This window comes from Clostridium sp. 19966 (assembly GCF_032335695.1).
Taxonomy (GTDB): domain Bacteria; phylum Bacillota; class Clostridia; order Clostridiales; family Clostridiaceae; genus JACTOJ01.
In genome coordinates this window covers 96,503-111,056 of the sequence record NZ_JACTOJ010000011.1, presented here as the reverse complement: position 1 = coordinate 111,056, position 14,554 = coordinate 96,503, and the positions used below count along the sequence as shown (strand labels likewise).

The 14,554-nt window shown below is 34.7% G+C and carries 13 protein-coding genes; 1 reads left to right on the top strand and 12 read right to left on the bottom strand.

Annotated elements, in window-relative coordinates; translation table 11 throughout:
• Positions 1–24: 24 nt before the first annotated feature.
• The 8 genes from IAI10_RS13040 to IAI10_RS13005 form a co-directional block, all read right to left on the bottom strand.
• Positions 25–1,197: a phosphopentomutase gene (locus IAI10_RS13040; protein WP_315673716.1), complete on the bottom strand. Its 1,173-nt coding sequence runs from the start codon at positions 1,195–1,197 to the stop codon at positions 25–27.
• Positions 1,198–1,215: 18 nt separating this feature from the next.
• Positions 1,216–2,520 (bottom strand): pyrimidine-nucleoside phosphorylase, encoded by a 1,305-nt coding sequence (locus IAI10_RS13035; RefSeq protein WP_315673715.1) that lies wholly within the window; start codon positions 2,518–2,520, stop codon positions 1,216–1,218.
• A 12-nt stretch (positions 2,521–2,532) separates the two neighbouring features.
• The gene (gene deoC, locus IAI10_RS13030) at positions 2,533–3,192 is read right to left on the bottom strand and encodes a deoxyribose-phosphate aldolase (protein WP_315673714.1); all 660 of its coding nucleotides are present in this window, start codon (positions 3,190–3,192) and stop codon (positions 2,533–2,535) included.
• A 32-nt stretch (positions 3,193–3,224) separates the two neighbouring features.
• The gene (locus IAI10_RS13025) at positions 3,225–4,247 is read right to left on the bottom strand and encodes a LacI family DNA-binding transcriptional regulator (RefSeq protein ID WP_315673713.1); all 1,023 of its coding nucleotides are present in this window, start codon (positions 4,245–4,247) and stop codon (positions 3,225–3,227) included.
• Positions 4,248–4,281: 34 nt separating this feature from the next.
• Entirely contained in the window at positions 4,282–5,214 is a 933-nt protein-coding gene (locus IAI10_RS13020) for an ABC transporter permease (protein ID WP_315673712.1), read from the bottom strand.
• The gene (locus IAI10_RS13015; RefSeq protein ID WP_315673711.1) at positions 5,207–6,298 is read right to left on the bottom strand and encodes an ABC transporter permease; all 1,092 of its coding nucleotides are present in this window, start codon (positions 6,296–6,298) and stop codon (positions 5,207–5,209) included. Before IAI10_RS13015 ends, IAI10_RS13020 begins: the two co-directional genes overlap by 8 nt.
• Position 6,299: 1 nt before the next feature.
• Complete coding sequence (locus IAI10_RS13010; protein WP_315673710.1) at positions 6,300–7,838, bottom strand: ABC transporter ATP-binding protein; 1,539 nt, start codon at positions 7,836–7,838, stop codon at positions 6,300–6,302.
• Positions 7,839–8,153: 315 nt separating this feature from the next.
• On the bottom strand, positions 8,154–9,218 hold the full coding sequence (locus IAI10_RS13005; RefSeq protein ID WP_315673709.1) for a BMP family ABC transporter substrate-binding protein: 1,065 nt from the start codon (positions 9,216–9,218) through the stop codon (positions 8,154–8,156).
• Between the two features lie 327 nt (positions 9,219–9,545).
• Here IAI10_RS13005 and IAI10_RS13000 point away from each other — a divergent pair, with 327 nt between their 5' ends.
• Entirely contained in the window at positions 9,546–9,797 is a 252-nt protein-coding gene (locus IAI10_RS13000) for a hypothetical protein (protein WP_315673708.1), read from the top strand.
• A 21-nt stretch (positions 9,798–9,818) separates the two neighbouring features.
• Here the strand turns inward: IAI10_RS13000 and IAI10_RS12995 are convergent, their stop codons facing one another.
• From IAI10_RS12995 to IAI10_RS12980, 4 genes are all read right to left on the bottom strand, one after another.
• Positions 9,819–11,714, bottom strand: coding sequence for an ABC-F family ATP-binding cassette domain-containing protein (locus tag IAI10_RS12995; RefSeq protein WP_315673707.1), 1,896 nt, complete (start codon positions 11,712–11,714; stop codon positions 9,819–9,821).
• A gap of 13 nt (positions 11,715–11,727) precedes the next feature.
• Positions 11,728–12,219, bottom strand: a complete 492-nt coding sequence (msrA, locus tag IAI10_RS12990) for a peptide-methionine (S)-S-oxide reductase MsrA (protein WP_315673706.1) — start codon at positions 12,217–12,219, stop codon at positions 11,728–11,730.
• Between the two features lie 140 nt (positions 12,220–12,359).
• Positions 12,360–13,982, bottom strand: a complete 1,623-nt coding sequence (locus tag IAI10_RS12985; protein ID WP_315673705.1) for a hypothetical protein — start codon at positions 13,980–13,982, stop codon at positions 12,360–12,362.
• Positions 13,969–14,547, bottom strand: coding sequence for a sigma-70 family RNA polymerase sigma factor (locus IAI10_RS12980; protein WP_315673704.1), 579 nt, complete (start codon positions 14,545–14,547; stop codon positions 13,969–13,971). The genes IAI10_RS12985 and IAI10_RS12980 overlap by 14 nt, the downstream gene beginning before the upstream one ends.
• Between the last annotated feature and the right edge of the window lie 7 nt (positions 14,548–14,554).

Here is a 14,554-nt window from a genome sequence, read left to right as displayed (position 1 = left end):
TTTAGCAGACTCTAAAACACAGCCTTACTTTAAAATTTCCTTTAAAAAGCTTTCACCGTCAATTATTTTTTCAACTCCAAATATGTCAGCAACAGTCTGCCCCATATCTGAGAAGGTTTTTCTTGTTCCAAGATTTATATTTTCCTTTAATGCCTTTCCATAAGCAATAAACGGAACATATTCTCTGGAATGGTCAGTACTTGGTGTGGTTGGATCACAGCCATGGTCTGCAGTTATGAATAGAACATCCGTATCCTTCATAGCATCAGTTATTTCCTTAAGCCTTACATCAAAAGCCTCCAAGCCTCTTCCGTAGCTTTCAGGATCATTTCTATGTCCCCACTTCATATCAAAGTCCACTAGATTAGTAAAAATAAGCCCTTTCTTATCTTGAGCCATATACTCTAGAGTCTTATCTACTCCATCCATGTTGTCTTTAGTATGAACTGCTTCTGTAACTCCCTGGCCAGTAAATATATCTTCAATCTTTCCTACAGCCATCACATTAAGTCCAGACTTCTGAATTTTTACCAAAACTGTTTCCTCCGGTGGAAGCAATGAAAAATCTCTTCTGTTAGGAGTTCTTGTGAAAGCTCCTGGCTTTCCTAAAAATGGTCTAGCTATTACACGTGCCACTGCATGCTTGCCTGTAAGCATAGCCCTGGCTTTTTTACACATATCATATAACTCTTCTAAAGGTATGACCTCTTCATGAGCCGCTATCTGAAATACGCTGTCTGCAGAAGTATACACTATAGGTTTGCCTGTTTTCATATGTTCTTCCCCAAGCTCATCAAGTATAACTGTACCTGATGCAGGCTTATTGCCTATAATCTTTCTCCCTACAGCTTTTTCAAAAGCCTCTACTACATCTTTCGAGAACCCATCAGGATAGGTTGGAAAAGGTACTTCAGATATTATTCCGCCCATTTCCCAATGTCCAGTGGTGGTATCCTTACCATTAGAAGCTTCTTCAAATCTAGCAAAGCAGCCAGTAGGATGTTCAGCCTTCTTTAAGCCTTTAATTCCATCTATATTTCCAAGTCCTATAGCTTCCATATTAGGTACCTTAAGTCCTCCCAGGAACTTAGATACATTTCCTATGGTATTTGAACCTTCATCTCCGTATTTTGCTGCATCCGGCATTTCTCCCATGCCTACGCTGTCTAAAACTATCCATATTACTCTATTTATCATAAGCTTAATACCTCCTTCTTACTCTATTATACCATATACCAAAGGTATACTATTCTCATAAGCAGGTACTATCTCATAATTTTCTAATATATCTTTTGCGGCCTTATGTATTTTATCTTCATCATTAGCATGTATATAAGCAATAGTATCTCCCTTAGACACCTTGATTCCTCTTTTTTTGTTTAATACTATTCCTACAGCTAAATCTATTTTATCTTCCTTTGTGGCTCTTCCAGCTCCCAGCTCCATAGCTATAAGTCCCATGTCTTCAGAATGTATCTTTGAAACATAGCCATCCTTATCGCTCTTAACTTCAAAAACATATTTTGCTTTAGGCAAAAGACTGCTGTCATAAACCGCAGCCCCCTCTCCGCCTTGAGCATCAACAAATTCTTTGAATTTAGCTAAAGCAGAACCATCTTTTATAGTTTTCAAAAGCTTTTCTCTAGCTTCTCCTACATTTTCAGCCTTTTTAGCCAAGACTACCATGTGGCTTCCTAGGGTAAGGCAAAGTTCCAGAAGATCTTCTGGTCCTTCTCCCTTAAGGGTATCTAAAGCTTCCTTAACCTCAAGGGCATTTCCTATGGCAAGCCCCAGAGGCTGATCCATATCGGATATTACTGCTACAGTTTTTCTGCCTACATTATTTCCTATGCTAACCATAGCCTCAGCCAATCTTTCAGCATCCTCATAATTTTTCATAAAAGCTCCGTCACCTACTTTTACATCTAAAACTATGCAGTCAGCTCCTGCCGCTATTTTTTTACTCATTATGCTTGAAGATATCAAGGATATATTATCTACAGTTCCTGTAACATCTCTAAGGGCATAAAGCTTTTTATCCGCTGGTGCTAAATCAGCAGTCTGAGCCATTAATCCTAGCTTTCTTGTATTAACATTTTCAATAAATTGTTCTTCTGTGATTTCTACTGAAAAACCCTTAAAGGATTCAAGCTTATCTATAGTGCCGCCGGTATGACCAAGACCTCTTCCTGACATCTTAGCTACTGGAATGCCTAGAGCTGCCACCATTGGTGTAAGCACTAAAGAAGTAGTATCTCCAACTCCGCCTGTGCTATGCTTATCTACTTTTATGCCTTCTATTTTTGATAAATCAAGCACATCTCCGGAATGGACCATGGCCATGGTAAGGTCTGCGGTCTCCCTCATATTCATCTTCTGAAAGAATATTGCCATCATAAGAGCAGACACTTGATAATCGGGAATACTTCCTTTAGTATAATTTTCTATGAAATAATTTATTTCTTCCTTAGTAAGCTCTTCACCGTTTCTTTTTTTGATTATTAAATCATACATTCTCATAATGATATTCTCCTAGAGATTATTTTTACTTTCTTCCATAATAGAAACGCTGGCACTTACACCTATTCTGCTGGCTCCTGCTCCTATCATAGCTGCAGCAGTTTTATAATCTCTTATTCCGCCTGATGCTTTTACTCCCATTTCTTCTCCAACGGTTTCTCTCATAAGCTTAACATCTTCTACCTTAGCTCCTGAAGTAGAAAATCCTGTAGAAGTCTTAACATATTCAACTCCAACTTCCTTACAGATAGTGCATACTTTAACCTTCTCTTCATCTGTAAGCAGGCAGGTTTCTATAATAACCTTTAGAAGCGCCTTACCTTTAGTTTCATTAAACACCGCTGCTATATCTTCTTTAACTACATCATACTTCTTATCTTTCAATGCTCCTATGTTTATTACCATATCAACTTCCTGAGCACCATCTTCCATAGCCTTTTTAGCTTCAAAGGCCTTAACTTCCTTTATGTTTGCTCCTAAAGGGAAGCCGATAACTACACAAGTTTTTACTTCCGTTCCCTTAAGTTCTTCGCTTACTGTTTTAGCATAAAAAGGGTTTACGCAAACTGAAGCAAAGCTATACTGCTTTGCCTCACTGCATAATCTTTTTACCGCTTCCTCAGTAGCTTCAGGTTTTAATATAGTATGATCAAAATATTTTGCTAAATTCATATTTACCACCCTTCCGGCTAATGCATCCGCTATTAAGATTTATTTATATACTTCTCTGAGCCCTTTGCTTCTATCTTTGGAGATATAGTTATAGTTCTAACTTCACCGCTGTCATCATTTTGCATAAGTTCAAACAATATTTTTATTGCTTCCTGGCTTAGGCTTTTAGCAGAGACGTCAACATAGCTTACATTTAGTCCTAAATAATTTAATATATCTACTTTGTCAAATCCAATTATAGCTATGTCCTCAGGTGTTTTCAAGCCTTTTTCATTCAGTGCCCTTATGCAGCCTATAGTCATCATACTGCTTCCCACCAATAAAGCTGTAGGCTTATCCTCCATATTCAATATCTCTTTTGTTATATTATATCCGCTCTCCGGTTTATAATTTCCCTCAAAAATATATTCTTCATTTATAGCCATATTATTCATAGTTAAAGCTTTTTTATAGCCTATAAGTCTGTCAAAGGAAGGCTCGGAACCCAAGTTGCCAGTTATTATAGCAATTCTTTCATGCCCCTCTTGTATTAAAAGATTAGCAGCATCAAAGCCTCCTTTTACATTGTCTACAAAAACTCCATTAAAGCTTGCATATCTTATACTGGCCGCCACAAGTACTAATGGCATTCCTATACTATCCAAGGTTTTAAAATAATCATTATCAAAGCTGCCTTCCCCGAAGGCAGGTATCATTATGATACCTTTTACCTTACTTTGTTTTAGAAGAGCCAAGGCTTTGATTTCCTTATATATTTCATCATTGGTATTAAATATTGATATATTATAATCGTATCTCTCAGCAATTTCTCCAATGCATTTTACTATTTCTCCAAAGTAAGGGTCTGAAATATTAGGTACAATAACACCAACGGTATTAGTTTCTTCATCCTTGAAGCTTTTAATGCCGCTAGGAGTATAATTTAACTCAGTTATGACTTTCATAACCTTTGCCCGGGTGGCTTTGCTTACATACCCAGAGTTATTGATTACCCTTGATACCGTTGCTAATGATACTTCAGCTTTTTCCGCTATATCATTTATAGTAACACCCATAATTACGTCCTCTCAATATTAACTATTTTAAATATTATCTTTGACCCTTTTCGTAAGGTATACCATCTGCTGCCGGCGGCTGAGTTTTCTTAACAAAACCAGCTAAAGCGATCATGGTAACTAAATATGGGAATACACTATAAAGCTCTGAAGGAAGATTCAAGCCTAAAAGCTGAGACTTCAGCTGAACAGCCTGAGCAAGGCTGAACAATAGGCATGCTAAGAAGGAGCCTACTGGTTTCCAGTTACCAAATATTACGGCAGCCAAAGCTATAAAGCCTCTTCCTGAAACCATTCCATCACTATACAAAGGCACTGAACCTAAAGTTAATGCCGCTCCGCCTATTCCAGCTAATATTCCTGAAATAGCAACACATATATATCTAGTTTTGTATACATTTATTCCTAAGGTATCTGCTGCCTTAGGATGCTCTCCTACGGATCTTACTCTAAGTCCCCAAGCAGTTTTATAGAGAACAAAATGAGATATTATTACGGCTGCTATAGCTAAAAATACAAACCAATTGAGACCATCAAAAAGACTTCCTAAGACAGGTATATTCCTAAGCCAGCCTGCTACGTGATAGGGCAAGGGATTAACTCCGTCTGTCTGACCACCTTTATGAAATAATTTAAGTATTAAGAAAGCTGCTAAGGCTGTAGCAAAAAGATTTATCGCTGTACCTGAAATCGTCTGATCAGCCTTTAAGCTTATGCTTAAGAAAGCATGTAAAAGAGCAATCAAGCATCCAGCTATGACAGCAAATAATATTCCAACATAAGGACTTCCGCTTACATGAGAACCATATACGCTGAAAAAGGCACCCATTACCATCATACCGTCTAACCCAAGGTTAACAACTCCTGAACGTTCAGAAAATACACCGCCTAGAGCCGCAAATATTAGAGGCGTAGCTAATGCAAGCATAGATGCTATAAGCTGAACTATTACATTTACACTACTCATGTATCATCGCCTCCTTTTTCTTTTTATCATTAATATATTTAACTATATAATCTGTAGCTATAAATATGATTACAACACCCTGTATCAAGGATACTATTTCCTTTGGAATTCCATTAAGCTGCAGGGTCTTTGCGCTGCTGTTAAGAGCTCCAAATAAAAGAGCTGAGAATAAACAGCCTATAGGATTACTCTTTGCAAGAAGTGCAACTGCCATACCTGTAAATCCATAGCCAGGTAGGTTAGTCATATCATCCATATAGAACTTTCCTCCAGTTACATGGATAACTCCACCTAAAGCTGCGATTACTCCTGATAATGCCATAGCAAGAACTATGTTTTTCTTTACATTTATTCCACCATACTCTGCTCCGAATCTATTCATTCCTACGCTTCTAAGCTCATAGCCTATTACTGTTTTCCAAAGTAGCCAAGCTATGAATATAGCTATTACTACTCCTATTATAATTCCCACATTAGCCTGATACTTATCTATAAATCTTGCAAGTCTTGCACTTTCTGCAATCATTGGAGTTGAAGCTTTTTTAGCTATACCTAGCGGAGTTCTTCTTATTATATAATCTGTCAGATATAAAGCTATATAGTTCATCATTATAGTGTTTATAACTTCGCTGGTTCCAGTCTTTGCCTTAATATATCCTGGGATTCCAGCCCATATTCCACCTAAAAGCATTCCGCTCAAAAATATTAATGGAAGATGTATTATAGCTGGAAGTCCAGTTATTTGTCCAACTACAGCTGCTGTTATCATTCCTATTATAAACTGGCCTTCTGTACCTATATTAAAAAGTCCTGTCTTAAAAGCTACAGCATTTGCAATACCAGTAAATATTAGCGGAGTGGTATAAAAGAGAGTATTCATGGTTGACATCTCCGAGCCAAAGCTTCCCTTCCATACTGTAGAAGTTAAATCGCTAAAACCATCAAAAAACTGTAATATGCTATAAGATTTTGCCCACATTACAAAGAATACAGAAACTAATAGTGCTACCACTATAGCTAATAATGGAAATAATATTGGGCTGACTATACTAAAAATACTATTTTTAGACTTCTTATTCTCCAAGTTATTCACCCCTGTTCTCTATTTTATCCTTATTTAAATTTCCCCCAGCCATGAGTATTCCAAGCTTTTGCTCTGTTGCATCCTTACCATCTAAGGTATCTATAATTGATCCGTCATATATTACTGAAATTCTATCAGCCAAGGACATTATTTCATCTAGCTCAAGGGATACCAAAAGAACTGCTTTTCCATTATCTCTTTCCTGAACTATTCTGCTATGAATATACTCTATGGCGCCAACATCAAGTCCTCTGGTAGGCTGAGCTACTATCAAAAGAGATGGATCCTTTGTAATTTCTCTTGCTACTATAAGCTTCTGCTGGTTACCTCCAGAAAGTGCCGAAGCAGCTACCTCTTCGTTTGGAGTTCTAACATCAAAATCCTTTATAAGCTTTCTGCAGTGCTCCTTTATAGCTTTATAGTTCAGTGCTATACCTTTAGTGAACTGCTTTTCTTTATGAATACCTAAGATAGCATTCTCGTATAGAGGCATATTAAGTACAAGTCCTCGCTTATGTCTATCCTCAGGGACATTTCCAACTCCGCAATCCATTATCTCTTTAGTAGATTTATTTATTACTTCTTTACCTTTTATTTTTATAGAACCATTCTCTGCAGGTCTAAGTCCAGTTAAAGCTTCTAGAAATTCGCTCTGACCATTTCCGTCTACACCTGCTATGCCAAGTATTTCACCAGCCCTAAGCTTTAAATTTAAATTTTTAACTGCCTCAACACCTCTGTGATCTTTAACTACTAAATCATTTATTTCAAGCACCACATCGCCAATTTTAGCTTCGCTCTTATTTACTACTAGATTAACTTTTCTCCCTACCATAAGCTCAGCTAATTGATCTATATTGGTGTCCTTTGTGTTCACAGTTCCAGTAACCTTTCCTCTTCTTATAATAGTTACTCTATCGCTCATACTCATTACTTCTTTAAGCTTATGAGTTATAAGTATTACAGATTTACCTTGAGCTTTTAAATTATCTATGATATTCCCAAGCTCTTTTATTTCCTGAGGAGTAAGTACTGCAGTAGGTTCATCCAATATGAGAATTTCAGCACCTCTGTATAAAGCCTTAAGTATCTCTACTTTTTGCTGCTGACCTACTGTTATATCTTCTATAATTGCATTAGGATCTATATTAAAGCCATACTTTTCGGAAAGCTCTTTTACGTCTTTTATAGCTCTATTTATATCAACCTTTAGTCCTTTTTTAGGCTCTATTCCTAGGATTATATTTTCAGCCACGCTAAAATTATGAACAAGCATAAAATGCTGATGCACCATACCTATCCCATGATTTATAGCATCCTTAGGACTATTTATATTCACTAAATTTCCGCTTACATATATTTCGCCCTTTTCCTGCTTATAAAGTCCATATAATACATTCATAAGTGTGGTTTTTCCAGCTCCATTTTCCCCAAGAAGAACGTGGGTTTCACCTTTATTTAAATCGAAATCCACATTGTCATTAGCTACAGTTCCTGGAAAAACCTTGGTTATATTTTTCATTTCTACAACCTTGGTCATACATTAACCTCCATTCAGCTTATTATTCATATAAATCATATTTTGTCATTGCTTTGAGATGCTGATATTTTTTTCAAAACTCAGACTATGTTTTTTTATAAATGCCACAAAAATTTTATCATATTAATTTAAAGTAAGCTAGTACAATATGAAAGTTTTACATATGGTTTTAAGCGCCATAACTGCCTTAAAAACCCGTAAATCATTTCCATATTTCCATTAGTATACTTCTTGAATTATAAATATCATAAAAGAGCCAGATATATATTTTATACATCTAGCTCTTTAAATTTTAAATTAGATTCTTTTATGCTATTACTGTAATGTAGTAGGCTTAAATTCTTTGTATTCTGCTTTTGTAGCAGGAACCTTTATTTTATCAGCCTTTATTGCATCACTGTACTTCTTAACAAGATCTGCTGTTGCTGAATCAACATGTGTTTCAGCAAGATCAACTCCGCCTTCTTTAAGTCCTAGTGAAACAACTGTGTTACCCTTGAAAGTGTTGTCTATAACTGATTTTGTAGCAGCATAAGTTGCCATATCAACTCTCTTTAATGCTGATGCAAGTATTATATCTGCATACTGTGGAGCAGTTTTTGACTGATCCATATCAACTCCGATTGCCCAAACTTTCTTTCCGTTTGCATTAGCATTCTTTACAGCTTCGAACATACCCATTCCAACCTGACCAGCTGCATGGTATATAACGTCATAGTTATCATTTATAAGCTGCTCAGCTGCTGTCTTACCAAGACTTGCATCACCGAAGCTGTTTACATATATAGCTTTAACTGTAGCACTTGGATTAACTGATTGAACACCAGCTTCAAAGCCTACTTCGAAAGCATTTATTAAATCTCCGTCCTTACCGCCTATGAAACCTATCTTGTTGCTCTTAGTTGCCTTAGCTGCAACAACACCGGCAAGGAATGAGCTTTCATTTGCTTTAAACTCATAGGATACAACATTATCCTTCTTAACCTCTGAATCTATTATAACAAATTTTGTATTTTTGTTCTTATCAGCTTCAGCACCAACAGTGTCTGCCATCTGATAACCAACTCCGAATATTAATTGTCTTCCGTCAGCAACTAGAGAATCTAGGTTTGACTGATAATCATCTGCACTCTTTGATTCCAAGTACTTATAATCTACTCCAAAATCTTTAACAGCCTTCTGTAATCCTTCATGAGCAGATTGGTTAAAGGATTTATCATTTATTCCACTTTCATCTGTTGAAAGTCCAACCTTTAAGGATGATTTTTTAGTTGAATCACTAGTAGTTCCAGAATTATCGCTCTTTTTTGAACATCCTGCAAATAAAGAAGCTGCTATAGTCAATGCTGCTACGACAGCTAACACTTTTTTCTTATTCATTAAAAAGACACCTCCACAAAATATAACTCTTCTTTTTCCTATTCCAATATAAACAATATGCCGTACATTGTCAACGAATTTTCATGTTTTTTTCATACCAGTATGAAAATTTTTTCATATTCATTAATATTTTTTTCATATTTTATTCTTTTAACAAAATATAAGCTCTTTTTTGTTAGGATTATTATTAGATTTTTATCCTAAATCCGAAATAAAAAATAGGTGACGAATGACTTAATTATAGTAATTCCAAAAAAACTCAACTATTATACTGTTTATATCTTTAAATTTTGGTATAATTTTCATATATGCAGAAGGAGGTTTTTTATGTTTTCAACATACGAACTAAAATCCATAGGTAAAAAAAGTTTTTATGACAATTTGGGAAATGCAATATTAGTTACCTTTATCACTTCTATTTTGATGTGGATTGTTTCAGCCGCTGACAGACATTCTTATTACTACAATATTCGAGACATCTTAAGTAACAATGGTGTTTCCACATATGCACCTGACACTTATAAAATGCACAGCAAAAACAGCCTCAAAATTGTAAGGCTGTTTATTTTTGTTATATAATAGGTGAGGTGAAAACTCAATTTATTTCTTCTGATTTTCTATTTTTTCTGCCAGTTCATTTAGATATACCCATCTTTCCATGGTTTGATCTAAACTTTGCTTTAGATTTTCTTTTTCTAAAAGCAGCTGCTGAAGAGCTGAATAATCTGATGCTGCTTCTTCTATTTTAGCTTCTACCTCTGCTATTTCATTTTCTATTTTTTCTATTACAGAATCTATTTCTTCATATTCTCTTTGCTCTTTATAAGAAAATTTTAAGGCTTTTTCTTTTTTTTTGTCCACAGGCTCCTTGTTCTTATCCACATTTTTTCTATTCTTATCCTCAAAGCCTATACTTTCTTCCACAGCTTTTATATCTTCTTTAAAATCAGAGTAATTTCCATTATGTATGGTTACTTTACCATTTCCATGAAAAGCAAAAATTTTATCTGCAATTCTATCTAGAAAATATCTATCGTGAGATACTGTTATGACCGCTCCATTAAAGCTATCTATATAATCCTCCAATATAGTAAGGGTTTGTATATCTAGATCATTGGTAGGTTCATCCATCAAAAGCACATTAGGTGCACTCATCAAAACTCTTAAAAGGTAAAGCCTTCTCTTTTCACCGCCTGACAGCTTTCCAATGGTAGTCCACTGCATTTCTGGAGGAAAAAGAAATCTTTCCAGCATTTTTGACGCACTTATTTTTTCACCCTCAGCATCAGTAATCCATTCTGCAACTTCCCTGACGTATTCTATAACTCTAAGCTTCTCATCCATTGAAGTATTTTCCTGAGAGTACATTCCTATCTTAACAGTTTCTCCAATTTCTACTTCGCCTTTTTCAGGTTTTATCTTATCAGCTATTATGTTCATAAGTGTAGATTTACCTATGCCATTTGGACCAACTATACCTATTCTATCATTTCTTAACACAATATAATCGAAATCCTCTAATATAGTTTTTCCCTCATAATACTTTGATATATGCTTAAGCTCAATTATTTTTTTACCAAGCCTGCTTCCTTCCAAGGAAATATCAAGCTTCTCTTCAGAAGCTGCATTTCCTTGCTGGCTTAAGGCTTCAAACCTATCTATTCTAGCCTTTTGCTTGGTACTTCTGGCTTTTGCTCCTCTTCTTATCCAAGCTAATTCCTTCTTGAAAAGGGATAATCTTTTCTTTTCATTTGTAGCTTCTATATCTTCTCTCTCAGCCTTTTTCTCTAAAAACAAGCTATAATTGCCGCTATATCTATATAGATTTCCTTCATCCAGCTCAATTATGTTATTTACAACCCTGTCCAAGAAATACCTATCATGAGTTATCATAAGTAAGGCGCCATTTCTTTTATTTAGATATTGCTCTAACCAATCTATAGTTTCATTATCAAGATGGTTAGTAGGCTCATCTAGAATAAGCAAATCAGAGGACTTTATAAGAGCAGCTGCAAGAGCTATTCTCTTTCTCTGTCCACCTGATAACTTACCAACTTTAGCTGTATAATCCGTTATTCCAAGCTTAGTAAGCACATTTTTAGCTTCAGTTTCCATATTCCATGCATTTAACTCATCCATCTTCTGTGATAGCGCTATTATTTTATGGTCATCACCTGATGCTAAGCTTTTTTCATATTCTTTTATGGCCATCATTATAGGAGAATTACCGCTGAATATCTGTTCTAATACAGTAGCTTCTTCGTCAAAATCAGGATTTTGAGACAGATACTCTATAGAAGCAGAGTTGTTTTTAATTGTTTTCCCTTGGTCAGCTTCTTCTACTCCTGCAATAATCTTTAAAAATGTAGATTTTCCTGTACCATTTACTCCTATCACACCTATTTTATCACCATCATTTATACCTAAGCTCACATCCTTAAGTAGCATTTTTTCGCTATAGCTTTTTGTAACATTCTCTACATTTAAAATATTCATTGAATATCCTTCCTTATTTCTTTTTCTCTATAAGCTCTCTTGGTATATGACAGTATCCATTTGGATTTTTATCCAAGTACTTCTGATGATATTCTTCTGCATCATAAAAATTCTTAAGTGGAATCACTTCTGTAACTATAGGCTTCTCATACTTTTTCTGCTCTTCTTCTAGAGATTCTCTTATAGCCGATTCATCTTCAGCTTCTATAAAATATATTCCAGTACGATACTGAGTTCCTATGTCGTGTCCCTGGCGATTTTCTATGGTTGGATCTACTATGAACCAATAAGCATTTAAAAGTTCTTTCAGTGACAGAACCTGCTCATCGTATTCTATATAGCATGCTTCTGAAAAGCCTGTTGTGTTCTTGCATACCATTTCATATGTAGGGTTTTCAACATTTCCGTTAGCGTATCCTACCTTAGTATTTATGACTCCATTTATTGTATTAAAATAAGCTTCGACTCCCCAGAAGCAGCCGCCAGCTAAAACTATTTTTCTCATGTAAATCACCTCATAATAATTTAAATTTAATATTATCAGTATAGCATAACCTATATTACTTTAGAATATTAACCTAATAAAAAAGCACATTTCAAAGATTATGTGTACCATACCTTTGAAATGCACTTTTTTCTATTAGTCTATCCTGCTCTCACTATATTATCAAACACATCAGCTTCATCTAAATTTAATTCTTCTACCTTATTAGTATATTTATCAAATTTAAACCATCCCTTTATGCCGCTGGCACTTTCTATCTCAACATAATTTTTCTCATCTGTACCAAGAAGCTTAACCTCTTCTCCTGGATGAACTGTAGCTGCAACTGCAGTCGAATCCTTTGACTTGTATATCTTTAAATCATGTTTTACTTTAAGTGTAGGAATGTTTCCGCTATTAGTTCCATCATTCTCTGGATATACATCCTTTTCTATTTTTCCAAAGCTGTCGTCTTTATAATATTGATATTCTTCATCCTTGCTATGGGTAGAGAAAAACTGAGATATCATTCCTTTAAATAAGATTTTCCCATCAGCTTCAATCTGCGGGGCACCGTCACTGCTCAATATCTTACTTATGGAACCATTTTTATATATATAGTATGAATTATCCTTATAATCATTATCTAAATTATACTTTAAATATATTTCACTATGCTTATCCTTCTTATATATATCTACTATATCAAATTGGGAAAACTCACAGCTACTGTCTGTCCGTATAGAACTTCCATCAATGCTGAGAACGCTTCTGACAGGGTCAAATTTTATATCATCTTCCTTACCATCACCATCCATATCTTTTTTTAACTCTATGGCGGCTATACTGAATTCTTGTAAATTTAATTTATATATCTGCTTTTTAATAGAAGTTTTCCTATCGTATTTATACAGACTGCCATTATTCCTATCATAGGTGTAATATATATTCTTATTATTTTTATACATATAAGAATCATCTGGTATATCCTTGCCCTTATCAGGTAAAGAATTTGTATAATTCCCTGATACTCCTATATCTCTAGCTATTTCAGAATAATCTGTTATACCTAGATTATCTGCTTTATTTATCAATATAGCTATGCTGTTTTCAGAAATATTGTAATCTTGACCATAACTGTTTTCAAGCTTTGTAGAAAAATCATCAGTATATACGTAATACTGCTCTGCTTTAGGAATTACACTATCACTTCTCTGCTCGTATAGACTTATCATATAATAATTTTTCTTGGCATCCACATCGTAATACAACTCCTGATTTGAATATATAGAAAACTTCTTATATTTGCTTTCTCCTATTTTTTCAATAGCATTATACGCCTTTACATAGTATTCAGCTAAATTTTTAGCTTCAGGTCTTTGATCACTATCCTGACTTGCTTCCGAGCTATTGGTCTTTGGTACCTGATTCTCCGAATTTACTGCAGTATCTGAATCAGTAATTTTATTTTCATCACTTTTGGTTGAAGCTACTTTACCATTCTGGTTCTGAATTCCACTTTTTTTATTGTTAATATATTTTTCGCCGTACTCTAGTCCGAATGGAATTGATGCTGATATAGCCACCACAAGTATAGCGGCAGCAATCTTTGAAAAATAATATTTTTTATTTAATTTATAAAATTTAAAAGATAGCTTGTCATTTTGTTTTTCTTTAAATTCTATTGAAGAGAGAATATTATTCCAGCACTTTTCATATACCTGAGAATTTGGATGTTTCTTATTTTCTTCTTTCATTTCCTCTAATAGCTTATCTATATTCATATGCTTTTCCCTCCTCACTTCCTATTGACATTAAATCTTTTCCAAGATTTTTTTTAGCTTTGAATAGTCTGCTCTTTACCGTACCCTCTGAACAATTTAAAATATCCGCAATTTCTTTTATGCTCATATCATTGAAATAATAAAAAATTATACATATTTTTAGTTTGTCAGACAACCTGTCTATACAGCTTTTTAATTCAGTATAGGCTTCCTTCCTTTCTATGATTTCATTTGGCATTTCTCCAGCTTCTCCTGACAAATTTTCTATAATGCTGTCTTCACAGGTAATACTTCTTTTATTTTTTCTAAAATAGTTGTTGCAGCTGTTAATTACTATTTTGTAAAGCCACACTTCAAAAGCTGCAGCTTTCTTAAGTTTGTATAACTTTGTATATACCGTTACAAAGACTTCCTGCAAAATATCTTCTGCTGCTTTTTCATCTTTGGTAATATTTTTAGCTGTAGCATATACTTTGCCCTTATACACATCATAAAGCTTTCTAAAGGCAACCTTATCTCCTGAAATCGTCTTTTCAATTAAGTCTTCCAAAATTTGAATTTCCATACATTTG

Excerpts from the sequence above, each read along its gene's own strand:
- IAI10_RS13040 (WP_315673716.1), bottom strand. The coding sequence starts at position 1,197 with ATGATAAATAGAGTAATATGGATAGTTTTAGACAGCGTAGGCATGGGA.
- IAI10_RS13035 (WP_315673715.1), bottom strand. The coding sequence starts at position 2,520 with ATGAGAATGTATGATTTAATAATCAAAAAAAGAAACGGTGAAGAGCTT.
- deoC (WP_315673714.1), bottom strand. The coding sequence starts at position 3,192 with ATGAATTTAGCAAAATATTTTGATCATACTATATTAAAACCTGAAGCT.
- IAI10_RS13025 (WP_315673713.1), bottom strand. The coding sequence starts at position 4,247 with ATGGGTGTTACTATAAATGATATAGCGGAAAAAGCTGAAGTATCATTA.
- IAI10_RS13020 (WP_315673712.1), bottom strand. The coding sequence starts at position 5,214 with ATGAGTAGTGTAAATGTAATAGTTCAGCTTATAGCATCTATGCTTGCA.
- IAI10_RS13010 (WP_315673710.1), bottom strand. The coding sequence starts at position 7,838 with ATGACCAAGGTTGTAGAAATGAAAAATATAACCAAGGTTTTTCCAGGA.
- IAI10_RS13005 (WP_315673709.1), bottom strand. The coding sequence starts at position 9,218 with ATGAATAAGAAAAAAGTGTTAGCTGTCGTAGCAGCATTGACTATAGCA.
- IAI10_RS13000 (WP_315673708.1), top strand. The coding sequence starts at position 9,546 with ATGTTTTCAACATACGAACTAAAATCCATAGGTAAAAAAAGTTTTTAT.
- IAI10_RS12995 (WP_315673707.1), bottom strand. The coding sequence starts at position 11,714 with ATGAATATTTTAAATGTAGAGAATGTTACAAAAAGCTATAGCGAAAAA.
- msrA (WP_315673706.1), bottom strand. The coding sequence starts at position 12,219 with ATGAGAAAAATAGTTTTAGCTGGCGGCTGCTTCTGGGGAGTCGAAGCT.
- IAI10_RS12985 (WP_315673705.1), bottom strand. The coding sequence starts at position 13,982 with ATGAATATAGATAAGCTATTAGAGGAAATGAAAGAAGAAAATAAGAAA.
- IAI10_RS12980 (WP_315673704.1), bottom strand. The coding sequence starts at position 14,547 with ATGGAAATTCAAATTTTGGAAGACTTAATTGAAAAGACGATTTCAGGA.